A 20,419-nucleotide genomic window follows, 5' to 3' on the forward strand; every position below is an offset into this window, starting at 1 on the left:
TATAAAATAGTTTTTGCGAAGTGGTTTAATCTGCCGCTTAAATCATAACGAAACATGGGAGGTAACGTAATGTCGTCAACTAAGTACATCTACGATTTCAGCGAGGGCAGCGCCGATATGCGCATGCTTCTCGGCGGCAAGGGCGCGAATCTCGCGCAGATGTGGAAGATCGGGCTTCCGGTGCCGCCGGGCTTTATCATCACCACAGAGGCCTGCCATCAGTACTGGAAAGAGAACGACTTCATCTCCGGCATATGGAGCGACGTCGAGGCCGCGGTAGGCCGCGTCGAGAAGCTCACGGGGAAGAACTTCGGCTCGTCCGAAAATCCGCTGCTCGTATCCGTGCGTTCCGGAGCGCCGGTGTCGATGCCCGGAATGATGGACACCATACTGAACCTCGGGCTCAACGACGACACGGTGACGGCTCTCGCTAAATCGTCCGGCAACGAAAGATTCGCCTACGACAGCTACCGCCGCTTCATCCAGATGTTCTCCGACGTCGTCCTCGGCGTCGACCTCGACAAGTTTGAAAAGCGCCTCGAGCAGGCGAGGGAAGCCGCCGGCGTCAAGGAAGACTACAAGATTCCCGCCGAAGAGCTCAAGAAGCTCGTTGAAGACTACAAGAAGATAGTCGAAGAGGCCGGTCACACCTTCCCGACCGACCCGTGGACGCAGCTCCGCCTCGCCATCGACGCCGTATTCCGCAGCTGGAACACGCCGCGCGCCATCACCTACCGCAAGATCAACAACATCCCCGAGGACTACGGCACGGCGGTCAACGTCGTCACAATGGTCTTCGGAAACCTCGGAGACGACTGCGGCACCGGCGTCTGCTTCACGAGAAGCCCCTCGACCGGTGAAAACAAGCTCTTCGGCGAATACCTCATCAACGCCCAGGGCGAAGACGTCGTCGCCGGTATCCGCACGCCTATGCCCATCGCCTCGCTCGGCGAGACCATGCCCGAAGTCTACAAGCAGTTCTGCGACATCGCGAAACTCCTTGAGAACCACTACCGCGACGCTCAGGACATCGAGTTCACGGTAGAAAAGGGCAAACTCTACATCCTCCAGACGAGAAACGGCAAGCGCACCGCCGCCGCCGCCGTCAGAATCGCTATGGACATGCTCCACGAGGGCCTCATCGACGCCAAGACCGCAGTCTCGCGCGTAGCCCCCGAGCAGGTCGAACAGCTTCTCCACCCGCAGCTCGACCCGAAGGCGAAGCGCGACGTCCTCGTCAAGGGACTTCCCGCCTCTCCGGGCGCTGCCGTCGGTAAAGTCGTATTCGACGCCGACGAAGCGGCCGAGCGCGGCGGAAAAGGCGAGAAGATCATCCTCGTCCGTCCCGAGACCACCCCTGACGACATCCACGGCCTCTTCGCGGCCCAGGGCGTCCTCACGAGCCACGGCGGAATGACGAGCCACGCCGCCGTCGTAGCCCGCGGACTCGGCAAGCCCTGCGTCTCCGGCGCGGAAAGCGTCAAGATAGACCTCGCCGGCGAGACCTTCACGGTTAACGGCGTAACGGTCAAGAAGGACGACTACCTCACGCTCGACGGCAGCACCGGCGACGTGATAGTGGGCAAGATAGACCTCATCGACCCGCAGTTCGACGACAACTTCCGCGAACTCCTCGACGACGCCGACAAGATCGCCCACCTCCAGGTCTGGGCCAACGCCGACACTCCGGAAGACGCGCGCCGCGCCCGCGCCTTCGGAGCCAAAGGCGTAGGCCTCTGCCGCACCGAGCACATGTTCATGGACGCCGACCGCCTGCCGGTAATGCAGGAAATGGTCGTTTCCTCCACGAAAGAAGAGAGAATAGCGCAGCTTGACAAGCTCCAGGTCATGCAGGAAGCCGACTTCTACGGCATCTTCGAGGCGATGGAAGGGCTGCCCGTCACGATACGCCTCCTCGACCCGCCGCTCCATGAGTTCCTTCCGAAGATACCGGAGCTCACAAAGGCCCTCGAGACGCTCGACCCGAACAGCGCAGAGGCCAAGAAGATACAGGCCACCATCGCCCGCGCCCGCGAACTTCACGAGCAGAACCCGATGCTCGGATTCCGCGGCTGCCGTCTCGGCATGATCTATCCTGAAATCTACGAGATGCAGGTACGCGCCATATTCGACGCAGCCTGCAAACTCACGAAGAAGGGCGTAAAGGTCATCCCCGACATCATGATCCCGCTCGTCGGCACGAAGGAAGAAATGAAGCGCATGCGCGCCCTCGTAGATGAAGTGGCGGAGCAGAAGCTCAAGGAGCACGGCGTTGAACTCGAGTACCTCGTCGGAACGATGATCGAAGTCCCGCGCGCCGCGATGGTCGCCGACCAGCTCGCCGAATACGCTCAGTTCTTCAGCTGCGGCACCAACGACCTCACGCAGACCACCTTCGGCTACTCGCGCGACGACGCGGAAGGCAAGTTCCTCGGTCAGTACGTCGAAATGGGCGTATTCGAGGCGAACCCCTTCGCGCAGCTTGACCGCGACGGCGTAGGCGGACTTATGAAGATCGCCGTTGAGAAGGGCAGAGCCACGCGTCCCGAAATCAAGATCGGTATCTGCGGAGAGCACGGCGGCAACCCGTCGAGCATCGCCTTCTGCAACAGCCTCGGCCTCAACTACGTAAGCTGCTCGCCGTTCCGCGTCCCCGTGGCGAGACTCTCAGCCGCGCTCGCAGCGATAGGCGTAATAAAATAACGAAGCAATTACCGTAGAGATATAAAAATATAAAAACGGTAAATCGAGCCCCGTCCGCCGGACGGGGCTCGATTTTTGGATGAATCCGCGCCGGACGAAGCGGCGCGCGTAGCGGCTCAGTCACAAAGAGCTATAGGAAAAGCGGCTCCGGAAGCGCGCGGCAAGTCGGCCCCTCCTCTCGTATCGTCCACGACGCAAGCCTGGTCCCGAATGCAACCGCCTCGCGGAGCGGCACGCCGCGTATCATAGCCTCAACCGTTCCTGAAAAATAAGCGTCGCCGGCACCGCTCGTATCGACGACGTCGGTCGGAACTGCGGGACAGAAGCCGCCGTCGTGCGACGCGCCCTCATAAAACACAGAGCCGCCTCCGCCGAGCGTAACGACCATGGCGCGAAGCCCGTTCTCCTCGACATAGCCCTCAAGCATCTCCAGAACACGCTCAGGCTCGCATGCGGGGACGGGAGCCTCAAACAGCCGTCCGGCCTCCGTTTCGTTGCAAATATAGCATTCCAGCTCGCGCAGGAAGTGCCTATTGCGGAGGACGACCTCCATATTGCCGGTTATGCCGTACACCCTCTTGGAATATTTGCGTGCGAGACGCAGCGCCTCCGACGAAATATAATCGTTAAGGTCGAGTTCGAGTATCACGTTATCCGCCGCGCGTATAATCTCATCGCCTTCCTCCGCAACAATCCTCTCCATGATAGAAAGGTCCGGCATCTGCGAAATGGACGAAGCGAGCTCGCCGCGCTCATCCATTACAGCGAGCCATATCCCCATGCCGGAACTTGGTGCGCGCCTTACACGCGACACGTCCACCCCCTCCGCCGAAAGACGCGACAAAACATCTTCGCCCAGAGGCCCCTCGTCCACAGAAGAGACGAAAACCGGACTGGCTCCAGTAAGAGCGAGATTCTCCGCCACATTGCGCCCGACCCCTCCGTGTATAAAACGCACGGACCCCACGTTCCGTCCCAGAGGATCGTAGCGGTTCGCCGCGAAGCCCTTACAGTCCATAAATACAGTCCCGAATACCGCAGTGCAGGACATACGACACACTCCCTTAACATATCGTTGCCACTATCTTAGCATGAAAGCGTGCGGCAGAGCGCTAACTCGGACCATATGAAACGGCCGCGAAATTGGAATGGCAAAAATGCAAAGCACGGTTGACAATTCTCAGAAAATGCCTATAATATCTCTCGTTGTCGCTGATGCGGTACGGCAAGCAACAATGTCGCGGGCGGATAGCTCAGCGGGAGAGCACCTGCCTTACACGCAGGGGGTCGTAGGTTCGAAACCTATTCCGCCCACCAAAAAGCACGACAAAAGTGGAGCTGTAGCTCAATTGGTTAGAGCGCCGGCCTGTCACGCCGGAGGTCGCGGGTTCAAGTCCCGTCAGCTCCGCCACTTTACGGCGGGATAGCTCAGTAGGTAGAGCAACGGACTGAAAATCCGTGTGTCCCCAGTTCAATTCTGGGTCCCGCCACCATCTTTAAGATGCGGAAGTAGCTCAGGGGTAGAGCACAACCTTGCCAAGGTTGGGGTCGCGGGTTCGAATCCCGTCTTCCGCTCCATTAAAAAATTGAGTTTTTGGCGTGGAGCTGTAGCTCAATTGGTTAGAGCGCCGGCCTGTCACGCCGGAGGTCGCGGGTTCAAGTCCCGTCAGCTCCGCCACTTTTTAGGCGGTAAAATTAAATATTAAATAGAAAGCGGAAGTAGCTCAGGGGTAGAGCACAACCTTGCCAAGGTTGGGGTCGCGGGTTCGAATCCCGTCTTCCGCTCCATTTTTTGCTTATCTGTCTGCCTCTTATAGTCGATTAACTTGAGAGACAGAATGCGATAGCATTATCAATAGAATCCATACACTTCATAACGCCGCGTAAGCGTTTTTTCAGCGCGGACCAGTGTTTCTCTATCGGGTTCAGCTCAGGCGAATACGGCGGCAGGAATATAACCATGTGTCCGAATGCTGCGGCTATGCGTTCCAGATGCACCTTCCTGTGGAATGCTGCATTGTCCATGATGAACCTTGCGCTAGTCAACAAAAATTGGACAGTTGCCTTCCCTAACTCCGTACACCAGGGGGACATTTAGTTACACTCTACACGTTTCTACTCCTAAAACTGTCGTTTTTGCCATATGCATCCTTGTACTGTTTCGGCGTCATGTAGCCTAAAGCATAGGCCGGACGCTCTTCGTTGAAGAATTTTATGTATTCCTCTATCTCATGCTCTATACTTTCTTTGCCTGTTACGTGAAAGTCTGTAAACAGCTCTGCTTTCAGCCAGCCGTTTATCGATTCCATCGCCGCATTGTCCGTAGGCGTTCAGGCTCTGGACATGGAGTGCGCTATGTGGTTCAGTTTCAATATGTCGTTGTATTTCCTGGAGGCGTATACTGCTCCCTGGTCTGTGTGAAGTATCGTCTGCCATTCCTTTTCTTTATCTTTGTTCCTTATTAGTCCTTCCAGCCCGTTTATGTACGTCATTCTGTCGCCGCGTCTTGAAGACAGCGCGTGGCTTACTATCTCGTTGTTCCACAGGTCCATGTACAGTGTGAGCTCATAGTACGTGCCTTTGAAGCAGAACGCCGTCATGTCGCTCGCTATGTACTGCATCGGCGCGTATGCCGGCAGCCCGGCGAGGAGAAGGTTGGGGAACAGCCTATACGGATTGCCGGGCTTTTTATATCTGTAGCGTTTTGTTTTGCTTTTTATACCGGCGGCCCTGCAGCATTTATGCGCGTAAGGATCGGAGTGGATTATCCCAGTGTCAAGGCGTATCTTCGCGTTGAGCCACCTGTATCCGTGCGATGGATATTTTTGATGATATTCCATAAATAGCATCACGCTTCCGGCAAAGTCTCTAGCCCTTCTGGAAGGCTCGAACACACTGCGTTTCCAGTAATAAAAGCTGCTTCTCGGAATTCCAGTAACATCGCATAGAATGGAGACGGGAAAATACTCGGAGAGTTCCAGTATTACTTGGTATTCGAGCTGTCTAAAAGAATATATTCCTTTGTTTGACCATCTCCTTTCACCTCGTAGCCTTTTTTTAATCTTGCTTCCGCTACTCTGGCTTTGATCAGCTCAAGAATGAGTTCTTCTTTCGTCATGGACTCGTAGTCCGAGATGTCGAGAGGACGCTCGGAAGAATCATGAACATAACAGCCTGTGTTATTTCCTGAAGACTTCGGCGGAAGGCTGTTGGAATCGCGGTACATCCGCATGTAGTCCCTCGCCGTATCGTCGCTGATGCCGTAATCTTCAGCAGCTTCATAGCGTGTCATAATTCCTTCATCAACTTTTCGTCCTATTTCAAGACGTTCTTCCTTCGTGTATCGCATTGCTGACCTCCTGTACTATAAGTACGGTACTTATGACCCAAGATATTATTGTCATGTACAAAAGCAATTATATCCCGGCTCTTTTCTACCCCCTCCGTGTACAGGATTAGTTTAGCAGTGCACGAGAAAAAAAAGGACTTTCGGAAAACTCCGAAAGTCCTGTAATATCAATGGTGGGCGATATTGGGTTCGAACCAACGACTTCCACCGTGTGAAGGTGTTCAATAGTAAAATCGCGTAATTCTACGAAAAGTTGAATTGCGCGATTTTATTGGTTATTACTGGATTTATAGCGTTTTTTATTTCCTTGTGTTTTTTGCTATGCTATAATTTTTTTAGAAAATTGGTAGACGAGCGGTAGACGAAAAACGGAGGAAATAAGACGTGAAAATTAAGCTTACACAGAGTATGATCTCCTCAATTTCCAATCCTGAAAAGAGGACTGACTATCGGGACAGCGTCGTTCAGGGATTCGTCCTCAGGGTTGAGCCTTCGGGGCGGAAGTCGTGGTATCTCGATTATAAGTTTGAGGGGAAGCGAAAGTGGTGGTTTATCGGCCACGCTGAGTATGTTTCGCTCTCGGAGGCACGGCGCGAGGCGCAGGCTTTTCTTGGAATTCTTGCGAAAGGGAAGGACCCGCTCGCCGTTCCGGAGCCGGAGCTGACGTGCGGGCTGCTGCGCGAGAAGTATTATGCACCGTGGGTTATTGAGAACCGAAAGAGCGGAGAGGAGACGGTCAAGGGATTGAAGCGGTATTTTACGCGCTTCGACGACCGGCCGGCGGGAAGCCTTACGCTCGGAGATATGGAGCTGTGGCGGCGCGAGATGCGCGAGAAGCGGAAACTGAAGGCCGCCACGCTGAACCGCGCGGCGACTTATCTGACGGCTATGCTGAATTGGGCGGTGAAGCGCAAGCTGATTTCCGAGAATCCGCTGGAGGAGCTGGACCATCTGAAGGAGACGGATTCAAAGAAGAGCTGGCGTTTCCTGTCGAAAGATGAGATTTCCGTGCTGAAAGAGGCGCTGCGGGTGCGTGACGCGGCGGTGCGCGCTAAGGCGCAGCCGTGTATTTACGCAGAGCCGCTGGGCGGCACTTTTGCCGATCCGCTTGAGCCTATGGTTCTGGTGTCGCTGAATACCGGCGTGCGCTGGGGGACGCTCGTGACGCTGATGTGGCGGAATATCGACCTCGTTCACGGCACTATGTATATCGAGGCTGGCGGCACGAAGTCGGAGACGGCGCAGACGCTGCCGCTGAACAGCGCGGCGCTCGATACGCTGAAGAAGTGGCGCGACGAGATGCCGGAGGCGGGGCCTGTATCGCTTGTGTTTCCCGCGCCGATGGGCGGAATGTTTTATAACGTGAATAAGGCGTGGTACAGGCTGCTGGCGGATTCCGGCCTGGGGCATCTGCGCTGGCACGACCTGCGGCATACGTTTGCTTCGCAGCTCGTAATCGCCGGCATCCCTCTGAATACGGTGCGCGAGCTGCTGGGGCATAAGAATATAAAGACGACGCTGAGATATGCGCATCTCGCGCCGCAGGGGCTGCGGGCGGCGGTGGAGTGTATTTGAGTTATAGGTAGTCGTTTAAGTTAAGTGTCCCTGATACTAATTGATGTCTTGTGATTTTATAGTACCTTAAGATTTTATGGTATGCAAAAGAAGTACTCATTTCTCCTGAGAGGTACTTTAAGAGGCATTTTCGTTCATTGCGGTCGAGCGCATGCAGCTCACGACGCCATGCTTCCGTGAGACCACACTCTTCAAATAGTTTCCTGTACTTTATAAATTCATTAGGCATAGTCAATATCTCATGGAACTCTTTAATATCTTTGCCATACGCGCGCATGAAGAAATCCTTTTCACGGGCGATTACTCCCTTCGTGACATTGAGAATTACGTTCATAGCACTAAGATATTTTTTATTCCAATGCTTTCCAATAAAACTTCTGTCTGTCATATTTATCGGAGCTAGTTTCATCGGGAATGAAAATGCATGCAGGCCCTCATAACTGTTGTATAGTCTTACATTTCTACATGCGCGATTCCAAAAATCTCCAGGTGTCTCATTGAAATTAAACAACATGTAGTTTGAAAAATGTCTGACACCGTACCTATATGCGATGTCGAAAGCACGTATATAATCTTTTGTACACTTCGAAGAGTCATACGCCAATCTGAACGGACGAAGAGGAAGGACAGAAAGGATCTTCATCTTCTCTTCGGTTAGAAGCCTAGCGTCGATTCCCTGATTAAAATCTACATAACGCTGCATCTTCTTCTTAGAACGATAACGTTCAACTACATCTATGATGAAGCTTTTATTCTCCAGCAATGTCTGTGTCCGAACGCCAGATTGCATGAGAGGAATCATACTGCTTAGGCGATTTGATATTTCCTGATTTTTTATACGCGTTATGAATTTCAGGAAGTATTCCACAAAATTATCTACGAGAATAATAATGCTGGCCTTAGTTTCAAGCCTCGTCTCTAACTTGCGAAAAAATATTTTTGCAGGATTGTCCGGAATAAACGTTGGCTTATCTTTTATGAAACCTAAATCGACGAGAGTGTCGCAAATCTCTTTCAGCTTTGTATTAGGAGCAACAAGTATATTGTTATCCATCAGCAGGATGTTTCTCTTATCGCCGTATAGCCTGCGTTCTTCGGTAATCTGTTCTTTCAGATTATTGGTGTATTTAAATTCAGGCTCAAGTATCGAAACAGCACAAAAACTGCATCTGCGTGGACAGCCTCTTGTTGTATAAGTAATAAAGTTATCCGCCGCAGGGTATTTATACCTAACATCGTCCAGTATATCGTAGTCTATCGGTAACTCATCGATATTTACATTGTCGTCATAGCCAAGCATTAACGAAGAAGTCAACTGCCGCGGAATTACATGAGACCGGCCGACTTCGGCCTGCAGCTTATCATGCATTATTGTCGCAAGTATTCCCCCTATATAGATAGTCTGTTCCGGTAAGAAATTCTGGTAGTGCCGGATGGTATCAATAAGAATGTCGTAATAGAAAGTAAAAAGCGAAGTTATATATACCCTGTCTGATTTTATAACAGTAGGATACGGGGCTTTGCCTTTATAGAATACAACATTATCCCCCCGTCGCTTATGATATGTGGCTATTTTCATAAGGCCGATAGGGGGATATTTGTTTTTGTAATCAGGTTCTACTAATAGTATATTTGCCAAACTATTCCTCTTTGTCGTAGTACTGTTTTATATATGCTCTCATTTTTATAAAGAACTCATATTTATTTTCTTTCTCACAAAACGACTTAATGATCGCTATTAACTCATCATATATTTTTTGCTTTGTCTTCGATTGAAGCGGCATATCTATCGCAGAGAATTCCGCTTCAATATCGTTATCGTTTTCTGCATTTTTTAAAGACCTTGGTTTCTGAATCTCTCTCTTGCAGAATTCAAAAACTTCTTCTTCACTTGGCGAAACAGATAATTTCATATATGCTTCGCGCAGATTCTCTTCTTTCATTTTATCAGATTTTGATGTAGAATGGCTATTAAAATATCTTGATGATGCATATCTATATCTAAATAATTTCTCCATGAAATCTATAAGCGTATACTTTAGTTGTCTTGAGCTTTTGTCTGGCTTAAACCAGTCGCGTCTAGCGTTATCAACTAATACGTTGCTGTCTAACAGCAATTCTCCATAAACACCTCTAAGTGTTTGGACTAATTCTCTGTGAGTTGAAATGAATGTACTACTGGAAGATGATATATTGGCTAGTGTATCGTTGTTACCCATAAGCACATTTTTTGATCTGACAAGAATTCCATATAAGTTATCGTTTTTTCTTGCTGATAATTTCTGGTCGAAGGTAAACCATAAAAGGCCAATTGGACCGATGTCTTCCGTTTGACTATTGACAATGCCATTTATAGTCCAGAATTTTATACCTGAAGCTAAAATGTTATCTTCGCAATATTCTTTTTCTAACTTTTCGCCATTCAAGAACACGGGACAGAAATATTTAGATAAAGGACTTCCCATTATTTTCTCGTACTCATCTTCTATTTGAGTATGTGATTTAAATGTCTTTGAATATTTTATCGGGAGTAGCAATGATATATTGTGCTTAAAGTTTATATTGTTGATGGTTTCATCTATCTCTTCATTATAATCATGTAAAGTTACCTGGAAGAAATGGTCATTTAGATTTCCTTTATATTCGTATGATGAAATTTTTGCTATTTGGCTAATTACTTGATTCACAGTTTGATTACTGTCTTTTGCTATTTTCGTTTCCAAGATGCTACGATACATGTCTCCGTCCCACTCACATGTATCCACGTGCTGTTTCCCTGCAACTTTATTTTCAAATGTTAACCGAGAACAAAAAAGAAGGCCAGATAAACGTCCTATACCTCTAAACCCGATATTACCTTTTGATCCTAGTTTATCTGAATCTCCTAGTCTTAGCATTATTGTGCTGAAATTATCTTTTATTCCGTATCCGTTATCTTTTATTACTATATCCTTGTTTTTCTGGTCTATGTCTATGTTTACACAAAAACCATCAAACTTAAGAGATGTGTCTTCTGTTGCAATATTGAATGCATCGAGTGAATTTTGTACGTACTCTCTAAAGATAATAATGGGATCTTCGTATAACGAAGATGTTAATGTCTCTAATACATCGCGACCTATGAGGATTTCCTGCTGCATCTTCTATTTGACTCCTTTTTCAATCAAATAATTTTTTGTCCACACGTATTTAGAACGAACATGCATATTTTTCTTATAGTTTTTTATTTCTGTATTTAGATAATGTAAAGTACCTGTCTCATAAAATAATTGACGGATGTCATCGGCATAGACTTTTTCTTCTAAGGCATAGCATTGTATAAAATCTATTGATTGTTCCCCATCAATAGACGAAAAAAGAAGTTGGGACTTATCTACTTTAGAATCGTCCAGCAACTTGAGTACGGATTCACCTAAGACTATTCTTGGAAACACAACGTCGTGTTCTTGATGCAAATATGCTTCTATATATGCAGGTCCTATGATTTGTTTCCCTTCATCTTCGACTGTGACATCTCCATACTCAATAGCGCCTCTCAGTAAATTGTGGCATTCCGTTAATACCCTAAATTGAAATCGTGCTAAACGTTTGATTAGTGCCTTAATCTCGTATGCGGGGCATATGCATATAAATGAATCAGATATGTAAAGTCTTGTCACATTCTTGATCCGCTGTGTTTCGTCAAGAAAAATATCTTTGATTTGCTCCATTTTTTGAATAAAGCTACTGACATCTTTATTATGTATACTGTCATATATCTGTTTCTTGATTCCTAGTAGATCTATATAGACAGCAATAGCAGGCTTAAAAGAGTATAACGGAGTCTCCTCTCGTGATTCTGCCGGTTTTTCTTTGATAAACTGGGCAAATTCTTTATTCAGATCTGTCAGATCGCCTGTTGCCATGTATTCTCCCTCATTGTCGAATTATTTTTTTATGTAACATTGTTTTTTTATTGTTGAATTTAAAAACATCTTCATTATACCTAAGTCGAACGGGAGGTGGTAGATTTTCTCGCCGCTCAGTCTGTTACAATACTTTCATCTTAGACATTTTTCTTATAACAAACGTCCTCTCTTCGTTGCGCAGGTAGCAGAAGGCGCGGACGGCGGCAGCTCCGTGGGGCGTTTTTACGTAGCGGAGAGGTTTCGCTGTTCTTCTTGTGTAGTTGCCTTTTGTGTCTTTGTAGGTAAATTCGATGTTTCTGTCTCTGTTTATCGCGTCGTCGATTTTTGTTCGGTTTTTGCCTTTGCGTATGTCTATGTCTTTTGCAAGGAGCCCGTTATGTACTTCGTTATGGCAGTCTTCGCAAAGGCATATCAGGTTGTCGAGCCTGTTGCTGCCTCCGGCAGAGAGTTCTTTTATGTGATGTACGTGGAGAGGTTTGCCGTCTTCTCCGCAACTTTCGCATTCGTGATCAGCGCTCTCTAAAATTATGCGTCTGCGGCTTTCCCAATCGTCGGGATATGTCGGCCAGTAGTCATTGACCATCATAATGCGTTCAAAGAGCGCTTCGTCTTCTGCTTTAACATCAGGGAAGATTTCGTTAGGAGTCAACGACCTTACTTTTTTGCACATGGCCTCATAGCACGTTTTATGGACGTGCGCGCCGTTTGTGAGTGTGACGCGGCTGTCGTCAGGCACGGTCGGTTTGCGGCAGAGCACGCAGTTGTTTGGGCTGAGGATGAGGTCCCGTTCAAGTTCTCTGCTTACGTGGTCAAAGAGAGATATGAGCGATAAGTATGGGTCGAATACTGGCTCTGTTAAAGGTTGCCGTGCAATTTTTTCGCCCTTTGCCCTTATTTCGTCGATGGTCGGGTAAGAGGCAGCCGGTGCTTTACGAACTGTTGCGCTCTCTTTTCGCGTATCAACGAGCTCCGGTACATTGTGCGAACGGCGCTGTTCTGTCCTCTTGGGGATGCCGCCTTCGGTAAGAACGTCTTCTGGTCTTGCCGTGGAATGAGCTGCATTTTCACGTCGTCTGCGTTCTTCTTTTTCTTCAGCTTTTTTGGTAGGTTCAAAAATACATTCAATAATAACGAACAAAGCCACAAAAAACACAATTGTAAGAATGATATTCAACACCATATTGTTTATGTCTCCTATTTAAATGTTATGCACTCATTTCGTTCGTTTTTACGAACCTATAGTAGTGTTGCTTATTTTGTTGGAAACAAGTAAATTATGCTGTCTTCTCGTCCGTTTTTTTGTTGTCTTCTATAATGAGAATTGCCAGTGTTTCGTGCAGTGCCTGCGCAATTATCTCACGTTTGGTTTTGTCGTATAGGTGGGCTTCGGTTTTCACTTTGTCGCGAAGCAATAGCGCTATCGTGTCGGTTCCCAGAGTTAATATTGTGCTTTGAGGATCTACGGCTTTCATGTTTTGAGAGTTGGATTCGTCATATTCCAGCAATTGTTTCCTATCGGTTTTTCTGTCGTATGTGGTCGCCCCTGCTCTGATAAAAGGATTCGTTACACCGCTGCCTTGGTGTTTTTCTTTCGGAAGACCTAAGCCTAGTAACTGTATTTCGACCTCAGGCTCATCGCTTTCTCCCATGAGGTACGCAACGCTTGTATGCAGAAACTGAGCTAACTTCAGCTTTGTTTCATCGTCTGGCTCATTTATGTTATTCTTCCAACGCGATAAAGTTGCACTTGATATATTAAGTCCTTCAAGTAAATCTTTAGTTTTTATCTGTATTTCTTTCTGTCGTTTGGTTATGCGCTCGCCTTTCATATTTATAGCATACGCAAAACGTAATATTCATACAAGCTCGTATTGTGTAACTTTAATGTTACGTAGTGTGTATGTATGAGCATATAGGCCCATTGAAATACTACGCAATGCGTAATATTATTACTTCACGGAGGTGATTGAGTTGAATTTAGACAAGATAATGAGAGAGAAGAATATTACCAATGTTGTAATAGCAGAAAGATTTCACACGACACCGGCATCTGTGTCACGTTGGCGTAACAATGTAAGTAGCCCGGATAATGGTATTCTTCCAGATTTATGTGATTTTTTAGGATGCACCCTCGATGAACTGCTCCGTGACGAAAACCCTCAGATTCCCCGGAAGGTGGCGAGGAAACGTGTTCCGCGGGGGTCCGGGGGAAGGCAGGCGCAGAGCGTCCGGCTGTAAGGCTGGAGTTAGTCATTCGTCTGGAAGGAGCGAAGGGTATGAATAATCTGCAATGTTCGATGAACGTTCAAAACGAGATGAAGGTGCAGCTCGCCTTCGTGGACGGGCGGCCGCATGTGGAGTTTTGCGGCACAAGCCGCGAGGGTGCAAGCGAGGCGGATATTTCCGAGCTTTTCGACAAGGCGAAGGGGGCTGCTATTGCGGCGCTTCGGTCCCTGGATGGGGGCGAAAATAAAAGCCCCTTACGGGGCTGAGGTGAGGAATGTGCAGAGAGCTTTCGCTTTTTTAATCGGAATACTTGCCGTGGCCGCGGGATATAGACTGGGCGGCTGGTTGTACGCATTTTCTACAGTGATCTGCTTTGTTATCGGTTTTTTGCGCGGTCGAGAGGACCGTCAATATAGAGAGAAGTCAATGTTTGGCTCCGGCTATGTATCCGGCGAGAGTGCCAAGGACCGAAACGATGGTAAGAGCAATGTCACTCTTGGTAAGATGCATGGCCCAGAATAATGCAACAATGAGCAACAGTGATATCGACCATAGAATAGTTGTTTTCAGACTGTCTCCAGTGCCTATGTATCGAGCGATTATCGGCGTATCAAGCTCTTTTGCCTTTGCCTCTAATTCAAGCTTTTTACATTCTAGGAGATATGATTCGGATAAGCCTGGAACTTGTTGTTCTGCTGTCTGCTTTGTTTGAGCAGAAGGTTTATTTTGTATTAGTTGGTAAATATCGTCCAGCGTGTAATGACTTGCGTTGCTAGGTTCTTGTTTAAGCATGGCTGGATTCCTTCTTAGTTATGTTTTTCTGGAAGAATGTCAGCGTTATGTCTCTAAAATCTGCCCCTTCGTACGGGCGTTGTACTTTGACACGAAGATGGATTTCTTTGCCCCATACAGTGGCTAAGTATACGGGCTCTTTGCTGTACACAGGGGTGGAGTCATCGAAATTCACTAAGGTGATATTAAGTAAGTTAAAGAAGTCAGGGTCTGGATTTTGAGCGCCTTCGATTTGAATCGGAGCTGCAACAATAGATGGGGGAACATTATCAATGCTCATAAAGTTAAAAGATAGAAATAAAAAAATTTTTCTTGGTGTAAGTTGTGGCGATATATCTTCTTTAAATTCTGTTTTCAGAACAAAATTTCCAAGATCCTCCGTCATGAACGTAAGCGTTTTTACCATGCTGTATAGGCGAAATATTGCAAAAGATTCAGCCTCTATTTGTGGATTCCCAGGGCGTGGTATTTCTCTGGATGATGTTTGATTCATAAAAATACTCCTTTCTTTTTCGTGGTCATGGTTACTATCTGCTGTGAGTATAGGAGATTCTGATGAAAAACGATATTCGACAAGCATACGTGCGTATGTCTGAGGATTTACATAAGGCTTTGCGTATAGAAGCCGCGAAAGATGACGTTTCTCTCAATGCGTGCATCGTCACTCTGCTGACGGAGGCGTTGGAAGCTCGCCGTGTTTTTCCTCCCATTGATGAACGTAAGTCTGAGCAGCGTCAATCATAGTCAGGTTGAGAGATTCATTTTTTAATGCGGCAATAACACGCAACTTGGTATGGAGTTCTTCTGGGAGTCTGACATAGAGCTGAGACAATGTTATTCCTCCTTAATCGCAATAGTCGCATTGCAATGATAAATTAGATGTGATAAGATTCAAGTCGCAATAATCGCAAAGCGACTATATGAATGAGGTGATTTTTATGACGTTGGTTGAAAATCTTCAAAGCAAGAACATAACGGTGAAGCCAAAGCGCGGGAAGCCGCCGAAGGCGGAGCTTAAGCGTCTTTATCCCGTCGTGAATGAGATGTTCGACGAGATTACGCAGGCGGTGAATCTTGGGTATTCGTGGAAGGATATTGGTTCCGCTGTTATTGAACATATGGAGAATTGCGGTACTGACGTGCGGTTTATTAAGGAATGGGATGTGGAAGATATTTATAAGCATATCCGGCGCGACAGGGAGCTGCGCGGGCTTTTGGACGATGAATAGGAGCTGTTTCCCTATGCGGTACTGCGAATACCGCATAGGGAGGTGCAACAGCTTGTAATAACAGTGTCCCGTTATTGTATCACGGGTTGGGATTGGAGGTCGGTGTTTATGGCGGAGTTGTTTTCTTCTGTTGTGGCGGTGGACGCGGAGGCGCTTATGGAGCAGCTTTCGGCGCTTAACGAGAAGCTGGACCGGCTGCTTGAGGCTAAGCGTATTGAGGCGCTTTCGGATGGGGCCGATCCACGGAATATGTCTACTGCGGAGGCGGCGGCTTTTCTTAAGGTGTCGAAGGCTTTTCTTAATAAGAGCCGGATGCCGAGGAGTAAGACTGTGGGGCCGCCGTATCACGTTAAGGGGAACCGCGTGTATTACACGCTGGAGGATCTCGAGGCGTGGCGCGATTCGACGAAGCGCGAGTGTGTGCAGAATCTTACGCCTATGGAGCGGCGGCTGCGCGCGGTGTCGGAAGGTTGCGGAGCGCGGTGAGTACAGTTTTTCGTATGGTGGCTTCGTGCGGCAGGCTGGAGCGGAGGCATGTTTTCGACGAGCGCGAGAACCGGACGCAGGTTTCGGTGCTGCGCGATATTGCGAAGATTGCTTTGCGGTGCGGCGCGTGCGATTTGTATGAGGAGAGCGAAGGTACTAAGGGCGTGTGCCGCGCTATGCGGGTTCAGTACGCGCCGGTGAAGGCCGGGAAGTGAGGTTTTTGTTCATGGCTTTTGAGTGTGATTTCGATTTTCTTTCCAGCGAGCAGAACGCGAAGTTGTCGGCGTTTGTGAATGAGATGCGGGCTTTTGCCGATAATGGGGATTCGTCCGAGTTTGTGCGGGTTTCTCGCGAGCTGAAGCTCGTTGCTAAGGAGCGGGATAATTATAAGGCTATGCTTTCAGGCGCTTCCAAGGCCTGCGAGGATTTACGGCGCGAGTATAAGGCTTTCCGCGACGGCGTAGCTGTCGCTGCAGAGGATATCCGCGCCGCTGGGGAGACGTCAGCAAATTTGGAGCGCGTCCGTGCCGAACGGGACGACCTTACGGCGCGGCTGAAGTGCGCCAATTCGGAGATTGCACGGCTGCGCGATGAGGCTGAGGCGTGCGAGGCGAACGCCGTCTCTGTCGAGAAGATGCGCGAGAAGTATGAGAAGAAAATATCGGTGCTGGAAGATAGGCTGCGCGGGTATCGTGATTACAGGGCCAGGGTCGCGCGCATGGCGGCGATGGGGCCGGAGGACGGAGTTTTGTGCGAGTCCGTTTTGAAGGAGGGCGGCGCGTTATGACAGTGTTCGGGGATAATTTTGCGCTTGAGGGGCTTCGGCTGCCGGGGCTGCGTGAGCGTTTTTCTGCTTTCGCGCTGCGTCTTGCGCGGCGTTCTCCCGCGTTTTTCGCGGTGTGCTGCTGTTCCAGCCGCGATTTTTATGTCGGGCGCGAGATGCCGGAGCGCGTGCCGCTTGGGCCGCTTGGCTGCATGAAGTGCCCGAAGTTTGCGCGCGGCTGCTGGGGGCCGAGGGTGGAGGAACGGGGATGACTTATTTCGATAAGGTCATGCGCGGGGTGAGGTTCGACGATGAGCTGCTGGCGCCGGCGGAGATAAAGAGGCTGCGTTTTGCCTTGCAGGTCCGTTTTCACGCCGCGTTCGGCTGTCCGGGCGATGTTTTTGACGGCGGGCCAAGCGAGAGTGACGGAAGTTGTCCCAGGTGTTTGTGCTGTATGCACTGCTGGGACGGGGAGGTTGGATAGATGGCTGATTTCGATATGCCAGGTTTAGGCAGGGCGCGGATGGGACTTACTGAGCTTGCGCGGTCTCCGGCTAAGCGCGGCGGGTGCAATGCCGTGAAGTATGAGCTCGTTAAGGAGCTTTATTCGGAGATCCGCGCGGCGAGGCTCGCGGGGCATTCGTGGCTTGTTATCAAGAATTCTATCCGTTCAAATGTGAACGTGCTTATTTCGGAGAAGGCGCTCGCCGAGTTTTTTGCCGAGATAGACAAGCGCTATGAGGCGGAGACGGGCGTGAAGGCGCTGCCTGAGACAGGCGCGAAGCGTAAGCGCGGAAGGCCGAGGAAGGCCGTTTCTGCGCCTGATAGCGGGCAGTAAGCTTCGTTTTTGTCTGAATGCGAGGTGAGGCAAGATAGCGGATTTCAATTATTACGACGTGGAGCGCGCTTTTCTTGACGCGATGGCTGAGGCGGGGATCGCTCCGGCGGATAACGACACGCTGCGGCTGGACGGGCGCAAGCACCGTTATAGGGTGCGCGGCGACAAAGGACGGGAAAAATCCGGCGAGTACTGCGTCTATATGGACGAGTCGCCCGCCGGCTATTTCAAGAGCTATAAGGCCTCTCACGGCGTTCCTTATACGACTTGGTTTTTCCGCAACGGAGCGGCTTCCAGCTGGACGGATGAAGAACGCCGCCGGTACGTCGAAGAGTGCGCCGCGCGTAAGGAAGAGAGCGACAAAGAGAAGGCCATAGCGCGCGAAAAGGCTATAAACGTCGCGCGCGTGAAGTGGGAGACGGCCTCTGAGGCGAACCCGCTTCATAAGTATATTTTGAAGAAGGGGCTTTTAGGCGCGCACGGCGCGAGACAGCTTGGCGATTTGCTTGTAATCCCTTATTATTTCCCTGACGGAAGCATCGCTACTGTACAGACTATTTCCGGCGACGGTTCCAAGCGTTTTGAGAAGGACGCTCCCAAGATGGGGAATTTCTGTTTTCTTTCGGGGCAGCGTGAGCTTGCCGAAGGGGGTAAAAAGGCTCTTTCCACGAACGGATGTTCGGAGAGCGGCGGACTGCCGTCTGTGATTTCAGCGCGTTGTTGGGTTTGCGAGGGCTGGGCTACCGGTAGCACCATTGCGGATGCTCTGGGAGACGACGTGATTGTCGCGGCTGATTGCGGTAACTTACGCCCTGTTATAGACAACGTACGCGAGAAATGGGAACAAACGGAATTCGTCGTCGCGGCGGACAACGACCGTTATAAGAGGATGGGCAACGCCGGAGGCGCGGCTGCGTTCAAAATATTTGAGGAGACGGGGATTCCGTTCGTCTTCCCTGATTTTGACGAAGGAGAGAAGCTTTCCGACTGGAACGACTTTGCGGCGAAGTTCGGGCTTAAGAAAACGCGCGCCGCCATGCTCGCCAAGCTGGAGCGCTTCAAGGAACGTTCTGAATATAAGGTGCGGCACGCATATCCGCAGTTTGTGCATGTAAGCGAGACTACTGGGCGGCCGAAGGGGACTATCGCGAATCTCGAGGCGCTGCTAGCTTACGCTGGTATCAGTGTAAAATATGACGAGATCAAGAAGGAGGGCATCATAAGCGTTCCGGGGCGGGAGTACTGCGGCGACGACGTGAAGAACGCGACGCTGGGGCATATTCTCTCGCTCTGCGCGCAGTGGGGCTTTCCTTCAAGCAACGTAGACCCGTTTCTGTCCGAGGTGGCGGCGAGGAACGTTATCAATCCTGTGCGTGAGTGGATACTCTCCGAGCCGTGGGACGGGATTCACCGCATCGGGAACGTCTATGATTCCGTTGTAGAGGAGAAAGGCTTCCCGCGCGGTTTCAAGGAGCTGCTTATGCGGAAGTGGCTTGTCTCCGCGGCGGCGGCTGCCTTTCATCCGCGTGGGTTCCACTACCGGGGTGTGCTGGTGCTTATCGGCGGTCAGGGAATAGGGAAGACTACGTGGTTCCGCAATCTTGCTGGGCGCGACGAGTTTTTCAACGAGGGCATAGGACTCGACCCGAACGACAAGGACAGCCTGAAGCGCGCTATTTCCTTCTGGATTACGGAGCTGGGCGAGCTGGAGGGGACTTTCAAGCGGTCGGATATGTCTGCGCTGAAGAACTTTCTCACGCGCAGCACAGACGTGCTTCGAATGCCGTGGGGGAGGCGCATGAGCGAGTTCCAGCGGCGTACGGTCTTCGGCGCTACTGTGAACCAGCGCGAGATCCTCATAGACGACACGGGGAACTCCAGATGGTGGTGCATTCCGGTTGAACGCATGGATATGATAGACCGCCGCGACATGCAGCAGATATGGGCCGAAGTCTACGAGGATTATTATATGCGCGGCACGGACGACCCGCTCGGGCAGTGGTGGCTTACGAAGGATGAGGAGGCCGAGCTCGCGCGGCAGAACTGGCAGTTCGAGGCTCCGAACCCCATAGAGGACCTTCTTACAGAAGGATTGAATTGGGAACTTGACCGCGGCTTCTGGCGCGAGATGACTGCTACCGACGCGCTTATACAGGCCGGTTTTGTCGGCGTCCCGCGCCCGGGAGACGCAATGAAGGCGGCGCGCGTGCTGCGTAAGCTGACGGGAACGACGAGTAAGCGTAGTGGGCATGACCGTGCCCGTATGTGGCTTCTTCCTCCCAAGAAAGAGAAAGGCGGTGCGGACATTCCATATCTTTACAGATAAACGTCCGCATTTAAGAATCCAGTCATATCAAGGTTTTTGAAGATACATCTGCGGACGCTTCAAAAGTGTCCGCAGATGTGTCCGCAAAAAAGAAAGTCGTTGGTATGACTGGATTAGTGTACCCTTTTAGGACACTTGGCCGTTTTTTTCGACTTAAATTTAGGATTTTTTCTCTCGTATGATTTTCTAAATTATGAGTTCTAAGTGTCCGCAATGTCCGCAAG

The 20,419-nt window shown here is 49.9% G+C and carries 24 protein-coding genes, 6 tRNA genes and 1 pseudogene; 19 read left to right on the forward strand and 12 right to left on the reverse strand.

Going from position 1 to position 20,419, the window contains the following annotated elements; genetic code table 11:
• Positions 1-69: 69 nt before the first annotated feature.
• Positions 70-2,703 (forward strand): pyruvate, phosphate dikinase, encoded by a 2,634-nt coding sequence (gene ppdK, locus B5F39_RS02155; RefSeq protein WP_087363388.1) that lies wholly within the window; start codon positions 70-72, stop codon positions 2,701-2,703.
• A 130-nt stretch (positions 2,704-2,833) separates the two neighbouring features.
• Here the strand turns inward: ppdK and B5F39_RS02160 are convergent, their stop codons facing one another.
• Positions 2,834-3,754 (reverse strand): carbohydrate kinase family protein, encoded by a 921-nt coding sequence (locus B5F39_RS02160; RefSeq protein WP_087363390.1) that lies wholly within the window; start codon positions 3,752-3,754, stop codon positions 2,834-2,836.
• Positions 3,755-3,945: 191 nt separating this feature from the next.
• On the opposite strand from B5F39_RS02160, the gene B5F39_RS02165 reads away from it, so the two are divergent.
• From B5F39_RS02165 to B5F39_RS02190, 6 genes are all read left to right on the forward strand, one after another.
• Positions 3,946-4,020: transfer RNA gene (locus B5F39_RS02165), tRNA-Val, on the forward strand.
• Between the two features lie 17 nt (positions 4,021-4,037).
• Positions 4,038-4,114, forward strand: a tRNA-Asp gene (locus tag B5F39_RS02170).
• A gap of 6 nt (positions 4,115-4,120) precedes the next feature.
• Positions 4,121-4,196 (forward strand) — tRNA-Phe (locus B5F39_RS02175).
• Positions 4,197-4,206: 10 nt separating this feature from the next.
• Positions 4,207-4,281 (forward strand) — tRNA-Gly (locus B5F39_RS02180).
• Positions 4,282-4,304: 23 nt separating this feature from the next.
• Positions 4,305-4,381 (forward strand) — tRNA-Asp (locus B5F39_RS02185).
• Positions 4,382-4,416: 35 nt separating this feature from the next.
• Positions 4,417-4,491 (forward strand) — tRNA-Gly (locus B5F39_RS02190).
• A gap of 33 nt (positions 4,492-4,524) precedes the next feature.
• Here the strand turns inward: B5F39_RS02190 and B5F39_RS02195 are convergent.
• The 4 genes and pseudogenes from B5F39_RS02195 to B5F39_RS02205 form a co-directional block, all read right to left on the reverse strand.
• On the reverse strand, positions 4,525-4,749 hold the full coding sequence (locus B5F39_RS02195) for a transposase (protein WP_158095897.1): 225 nt from the start codon (positions 4,747-4,749) through the stop codon (positions 4,525-4,527).
• A gap of 59 nt (positions 4,750-4,808) precedes the next feature.
• Positions 4,809-5,018, reverse strand: a pseudogene (locus B5F39_RS14375) (IS3 family transposase); the annotation flags it as partial.
• Between the two features lie 15 nt (positions 5,019-5,033).
• The gene (locus B5F39_RS14380) at positions 5,034-5,543 is read right to left on the reverse strand and encodes a DDE-type integrase/transposase/recombinase (RefSeq protein WP_204245015.1); all 510 of its coding nucleotides are present in this window, start codon (positions 5,541-5,543) and stop codon (positions 5,034-5,036) included.
• Between the two features lie 143 nt (positions 5,544-5,686).
• Complete coding sequence (locus B5F39_RS02205) at positions 5,687-6,052, reverse strand: hypothetical protein (RefSeq protein ID WP_087363395.1); 366 nt, start codon at positions 6,050-6,052, stop codon at positions 5,687-5,689.
• 408 nt (positions 6,053-6,460) lie between these two features.
• On the opposite strand from B5F39_RS02205, the gene B5F39_RS02210 reads away from it, so the two are divergent.
• Complete coding sequence (locus tag B5F39_RS02210; protein ID WP_087363397.1) at positions 6,461-7,627, forward strand: tyrosine-type recombinase/integrase; 1,167 nt, start codon at positions 6,461-6,463, stop codon at positions 7,625-7,627.
• A gap of 1 nt (position 7,628) precedes the next feature.
• Here B5F39_RS02210 and B5F39_RS02215 read toward each other — a convergent pair whose 3' ends face one another.
• The 5 genes from B5F39_RS02215 to B5F39_RS02235 all read right to left on the reverse strand — a co-directional run bounded on the left by B5F39_RS02215 (position 7,629) and on the right by B5F39_RS02235 (position 13,364).
• Positions 7,629-9,266 carry a hypothetical protein gene (locus B5F39_RS02215; protein ID WP_087363400.1) on the reverse strand — a complete coding sequence of 546 codons (1,638 nt, stop codon included), beginning with the start codon at positions 9,264-9,266 and terminating at the stop codon, positions 7,629-7,631.
• Between the two features lies 1 nt (position 9,267).
• Positions 9,268-10,767: an ATP-binding protein gene (locus tag B5F39_RS02220; RefSeq protein ID WP_087363402.1), complete on the reverse strand. Its 1,500-nt coding sequence runs from the start codon at positions 10,765-10,767 to the stop codon at positions 9,268-9,270.
• A 3-nt stretch (positions 10,768-10,770) separates the two neighbouring features.
• Positions 10,771-11,532 (reverse strand): hypothetical protein, encoded by a 762-nt coding sequence (locus tag B5F39_RS02225; RefSeq protein ID WP_087363403.1) that lies wholly within the window; start codon positions 11,530-11,532, stop codon positions 10,771-10,773.
• Positions 11,533-11,656: 124 nt separating this feature from the next.
• Positions 11,657-12,715 (reverse strand): HNH endonuclease, encoded by a 1,059-nt coding sequence (locus tag B5F39_RS13955; protein ID WP_143330614.1) that lies wholly within the window; start codon positions 12,713-12,715, stop codon positions 11,657-11,659.
• Positions 12,716-12,809: 94 nt separating this feature from the next.
• Complete coding sequence (locus B5F39_RS02235; RefSeq protein ID WP_087363407.1) at positions 12,810-13,364, reverse strand: helix-turn-helix transcriptional regulator; 555 nt, start codon at positions 13,362-13,364, stop codon at positions 12,810-12,812.
• A 142-nt stretch (positions 13,365-13,506) separates the two neighbouring features.
• Between B5F39_RS02235 and B5F39_RS02240 the strand changes: the two genes are divergently transcribed.
• Together B5F39_RS02240 and B5F39_RS02245 are read left to right on the forward strand one after the other, a co-directional pair.
• Positions 13,507-13,773: a helix-turn-helix transcriptional regulator gene (locus tag B5F39_RS02240; protein ID WP_087363409.1), complete on the forward strand. Its 267-nt coding sequence runs from the start codon at positions 13,507-13,509 to the stop codon at positions 13,771-13,773.
• Positions 13,774-13,811: 38 nt separating this feature from the next.
• On the forward strand, positions 13,812-14,027 hold the full coding sequence (locus tag B5F39_RS02245) for a hypothetical protein (protein WP_087363411.1): 216 nt from the start codon (positions 13,812-13,814) through the stop codon (positions 14,025-14,027).
• A gap of 157 nt (positions 14,028-14,184) precedes the next feature.
• On the opposite strand, the gene B5F39_RS02250 is transcribed toward B5F39_RS02245, so the two are convergent.
• On the reverse strand, positions 14,185-14,553 hold the full coding sequence (locus B5F39_RS02250; protein WP_087363412.1) for a hypothetical protein: 369 nt from the start codon (positions 14,551-14,553) through the stop codon (positions 14,185-14,187).
• Entirely contained in the window at positions 14,546-15,046 is a 501-nt protein-coding gene (locus B5F39_RS02255) for a DUF6864 domain-containing function (protein WP_143330615.1), read from the reverse strand. The genes B5F39_RS02250 and B5F39_RS02255 overlap by 8 nt, the downstream gene beginning before the upstream one ends.
• 62 nt (positions 15,047-15,108) lie before the next feature.
• On the opposite strand from B5F39_RS02255, the gene B5F39_RS02260 reads away from it, so the two are divergent.
• The 9 genes from B5F39_RS02260 to B5F39_RS02300 all read left to right on the forward strand — a co-directional run bounded on the left by B5F39_RS02260 (position 15,109) and on the right by B5F39_RS02300 (position 20,195).
• Positions 15,109-15,297 (forward strand): toxin-antitoxin system HicB family antitoxin, encoded by a 189-nt coding sequence (locus tag B5F39_RS02260; protein ID WP_087363416.1) that lies wholly within the window; start codon positions 15,109-15,111, stop codon positions 15,295-15,297.
• 176 nt (positions 15,298-15,473) lie between these two features.
• Complete coding sequence (locus B5F39_RS02265; protein ID WP_143330616.1) at positions 15,474-15,782, forward strand: aminopeptidase P family protein; 309 nt, start codon at positions 15,474-15,476, stop codon at positions 15,780-15,782.
• Between the two features lie 108 nt (positions 15,783-15,890).
• Positions 15,891-16,268: a helix-turn-helix domain-containing protein gene (locus B5F39_RS02270; protein ID WP_087363419.1), complete on the forward strand. Its 378-nt coding sequence runs from the start codon at positions 15,891-15,893 to the stop codon at positions 16,266-16,268.
• Positions 16,269-16,282: 14 nt separating this feature from the next.
• The gene (locus B5F39_RS02275) at positions 16,283-16,483 is read left to right on the forward strand and encodes a hypothetical protein (RefSeq protein WP_087363421.1); all 201 of its coding nucleotides are present in this window, start codon (positions 16,283-16,285) and stop codon (positions 16,481-16,483) included.
• A gap of 179 nt (positions 16,484-16,662) precedes the next feature.
• Complete coding sequence (locus B5F39_RS02280; protein WP_143330617.1) at positions 16,663-17,055, forward strand: hypothetical protein; 393 nt, start codon at positions 16,663-16,665, stop codon at positions 17,053-17,055.
• Entirely contained in the window at positions 17,052-17,303 is a 252-nt protein-coding gene (locus B5F39_RS02285) for a hypothetical protein (RefSeq protein WP_087363426.1), read from the forward strand. Before B5F39_RS02280 ends, B5F39_RS02285 begins: the two co-directional genes overlap by 4 nt.
• A complete protein-coding gene (locus tag B5F39_RS02290) occupies positions 17,300-17,515 on the forward strand; it encodes a hypothetical protein (RefSeq protein WP_087363428.1) in 216 nt (71 codons plus the stop codon). The genes B5F39_RS02285 and B5F39_RS02290 overlap by 4 nt, the downstream gene beginning before the upstream one ends.
• A complete protein-coding gene (locus B5F39_RS02295; RefSeq protein WP_087363430.1) occupies positions 17,516-17,869 on the forward strand; it encodes a hypothetical protein in 354 nt (117 codons plus the stop codon).
• A gap of 58 nt (positions 17,870-17,927) precedes the next feature.
• Positions 17,928-20,195: a VapE domain-containing protein gene (locus B5F39_RS02300; RefSeq protein WP_087363431.1), complete on the forward strand. Its 2,268-nt coding sequence runs from the start codon at positions 17,928-17,930 to the stop codon at positions 20,193-20,195.
• Positions 20,196-20,419 lie beyond the last annotated feature (224 nt).

Source organism: Cloacibacillus sp. An23 (assembly GCF_002159945.1).
Lineage (GTDB): Bacteria > Synergistota > Synergistia > Synergistales > Synergistaceae > Caccocola.

Excerpts from the sequence above, each read along its gene's own strand:
- B5F39_RS02280 (WP_143330617.1), top strand. The coding sequence starts at position 16,663 with ATGCTTTCAGGCGCTTCCAAGGCCTGCGAGGATTTACGGCGCGAGTAT.
- B5F39_RS02285 (WP_087363426.1), top strand. The coding sequence starts at position 17,052 with ATGACAGTGTTCGGGGATAATTTTGCGCTTGAGGGGCTTCGGCTGCCG.
- B5F39_RS02205 (WP_087363395.1), bottom strand. The coding sequence starts at position 6,052 with ATGCGATACACGAAGGAAGAACGTCTTGAAATAGGACGAAAAGTTGAT.
- B5F39_RS02235 (WP_087363407.1), bottom strand. The coding sequence starts at position 13,364 with ATGAAAGGCGAGCGCATAACCAAACGACAGAAAGAAATACAGATAAAA.
- B5F39_RS02265 (WP_143330616.1), top strand. The coding sequence starts at position 15,474 with ATGAATGAGGTGATTTTTATGACGTTGGTTGAAAATCTTCAAAGCAAG.
- B5F39_RS02210 (WP_087363397.1), top strand. The coding sequence starts at position 6,461 with ATGATCTCCTCAATTTCCAATCCTGAAAAGAGGACTGACTATCGGGAC.
- B5F39_RS14380 (WP_204245015.1), bottom strand. The coding sequence starts at position 5,543 with ATGGAATATCATCAAAAATATCCATCGCACGGATACAGGTGGCTCAAC.
- B5F39_RS02255 (WP_143330615.1), bottom strand. The coding sequence starts at position 15,046 with ATGAATCAAACATCATCCAGAGAAATACCACGCCCTGGGAATCCACAA.
- B5F39_RS13955 (WP_143330614.1), bottom strand. The coding sequence starts at position 12,715 with ATGGTGTTGAATATCATTCTTACAATTGTGTTTTTTGTGGCTTTGTTC.
- B5F39_RS02260 (WP_087363416.1), top strand. The coding sequence starts at position 15,109 with ATGAAAAACGATATTCGACAAGCATACGTGCGTATGTCTGAGGATTTA.
- B5F39_RS02290 (WP_087363428.1), top strand. The coding sequence starts at position 17,300 with ATGACTTATTTCGATAAGGTCATGCGCGGGGTGAGGTTCGACGATGAG.
- B5F39_RS02295 (WP_087363430.1), top strand. The coding sequence starts at position 17,516 with ATGGCTGATTTCGATATGCCAGGTTTAGGCAGGGCGCGGATGGGACTT.
- B5F39_RS02220 (WP_087363402.1), bottom strand. The coding sequence starts at position 10,767 with ATGCAGCAGGAAATCCTCATAGGTCGCGATGTATTAGAGACATTAACA.
- B5F39_RS02270 (WP_087363419.1), top strand. The coding sequence starts at position 15,891 with ATGGCGGAGTTGTTTTCTTCTGTTGTGGCGGTGGACGCGGAGGCGCTT.
- B5F39_RS02275 (WP_087363421.1), top strand. The coding sequence starts at position 16,283 with ATGGTGGCTTCGTGCGGCAGGCTGGAGCGGAGGCATGTTTTCGACGAG.
- ppdK (WP_087363388.1), top strand. The coding sequence starts at position 70 with ATGTCGTCAACTAAGTACATCTACGATTTCAGCGAGGGCAGCGCCGAT.
- B5F39_RS02160 (WP_087363390.1), bottom strand. The coding sequence starts at position 3,754 with ATGTCCTGCACTGCGGTATTCGGGACTGTATTTATGGACTGTAAGGGC.
- B5F39_RS02225 (WP_087363403.1), bottom strand. The coding sequence starts at position 11,532 with ATGGCAACAGGCGATCTGACAGATCTGAATAAAGAATTTGCCCAGTTT.
- B5F39_RS02245 (WP_087363411.1), top strand. The coding sequence starts at position 13,812 with ATGAATAATCTGCAATGTTCGATGAACGTTCAAAACGAGATGAAGGTG.
- B5F39_RS02250 (WP_087363412.1), bottom strand. The coding sequence starts at position 14,553 with ATGCTTAAACAAGAACCTAGCAACGCAAGTCATTACACGCTGGACGAT.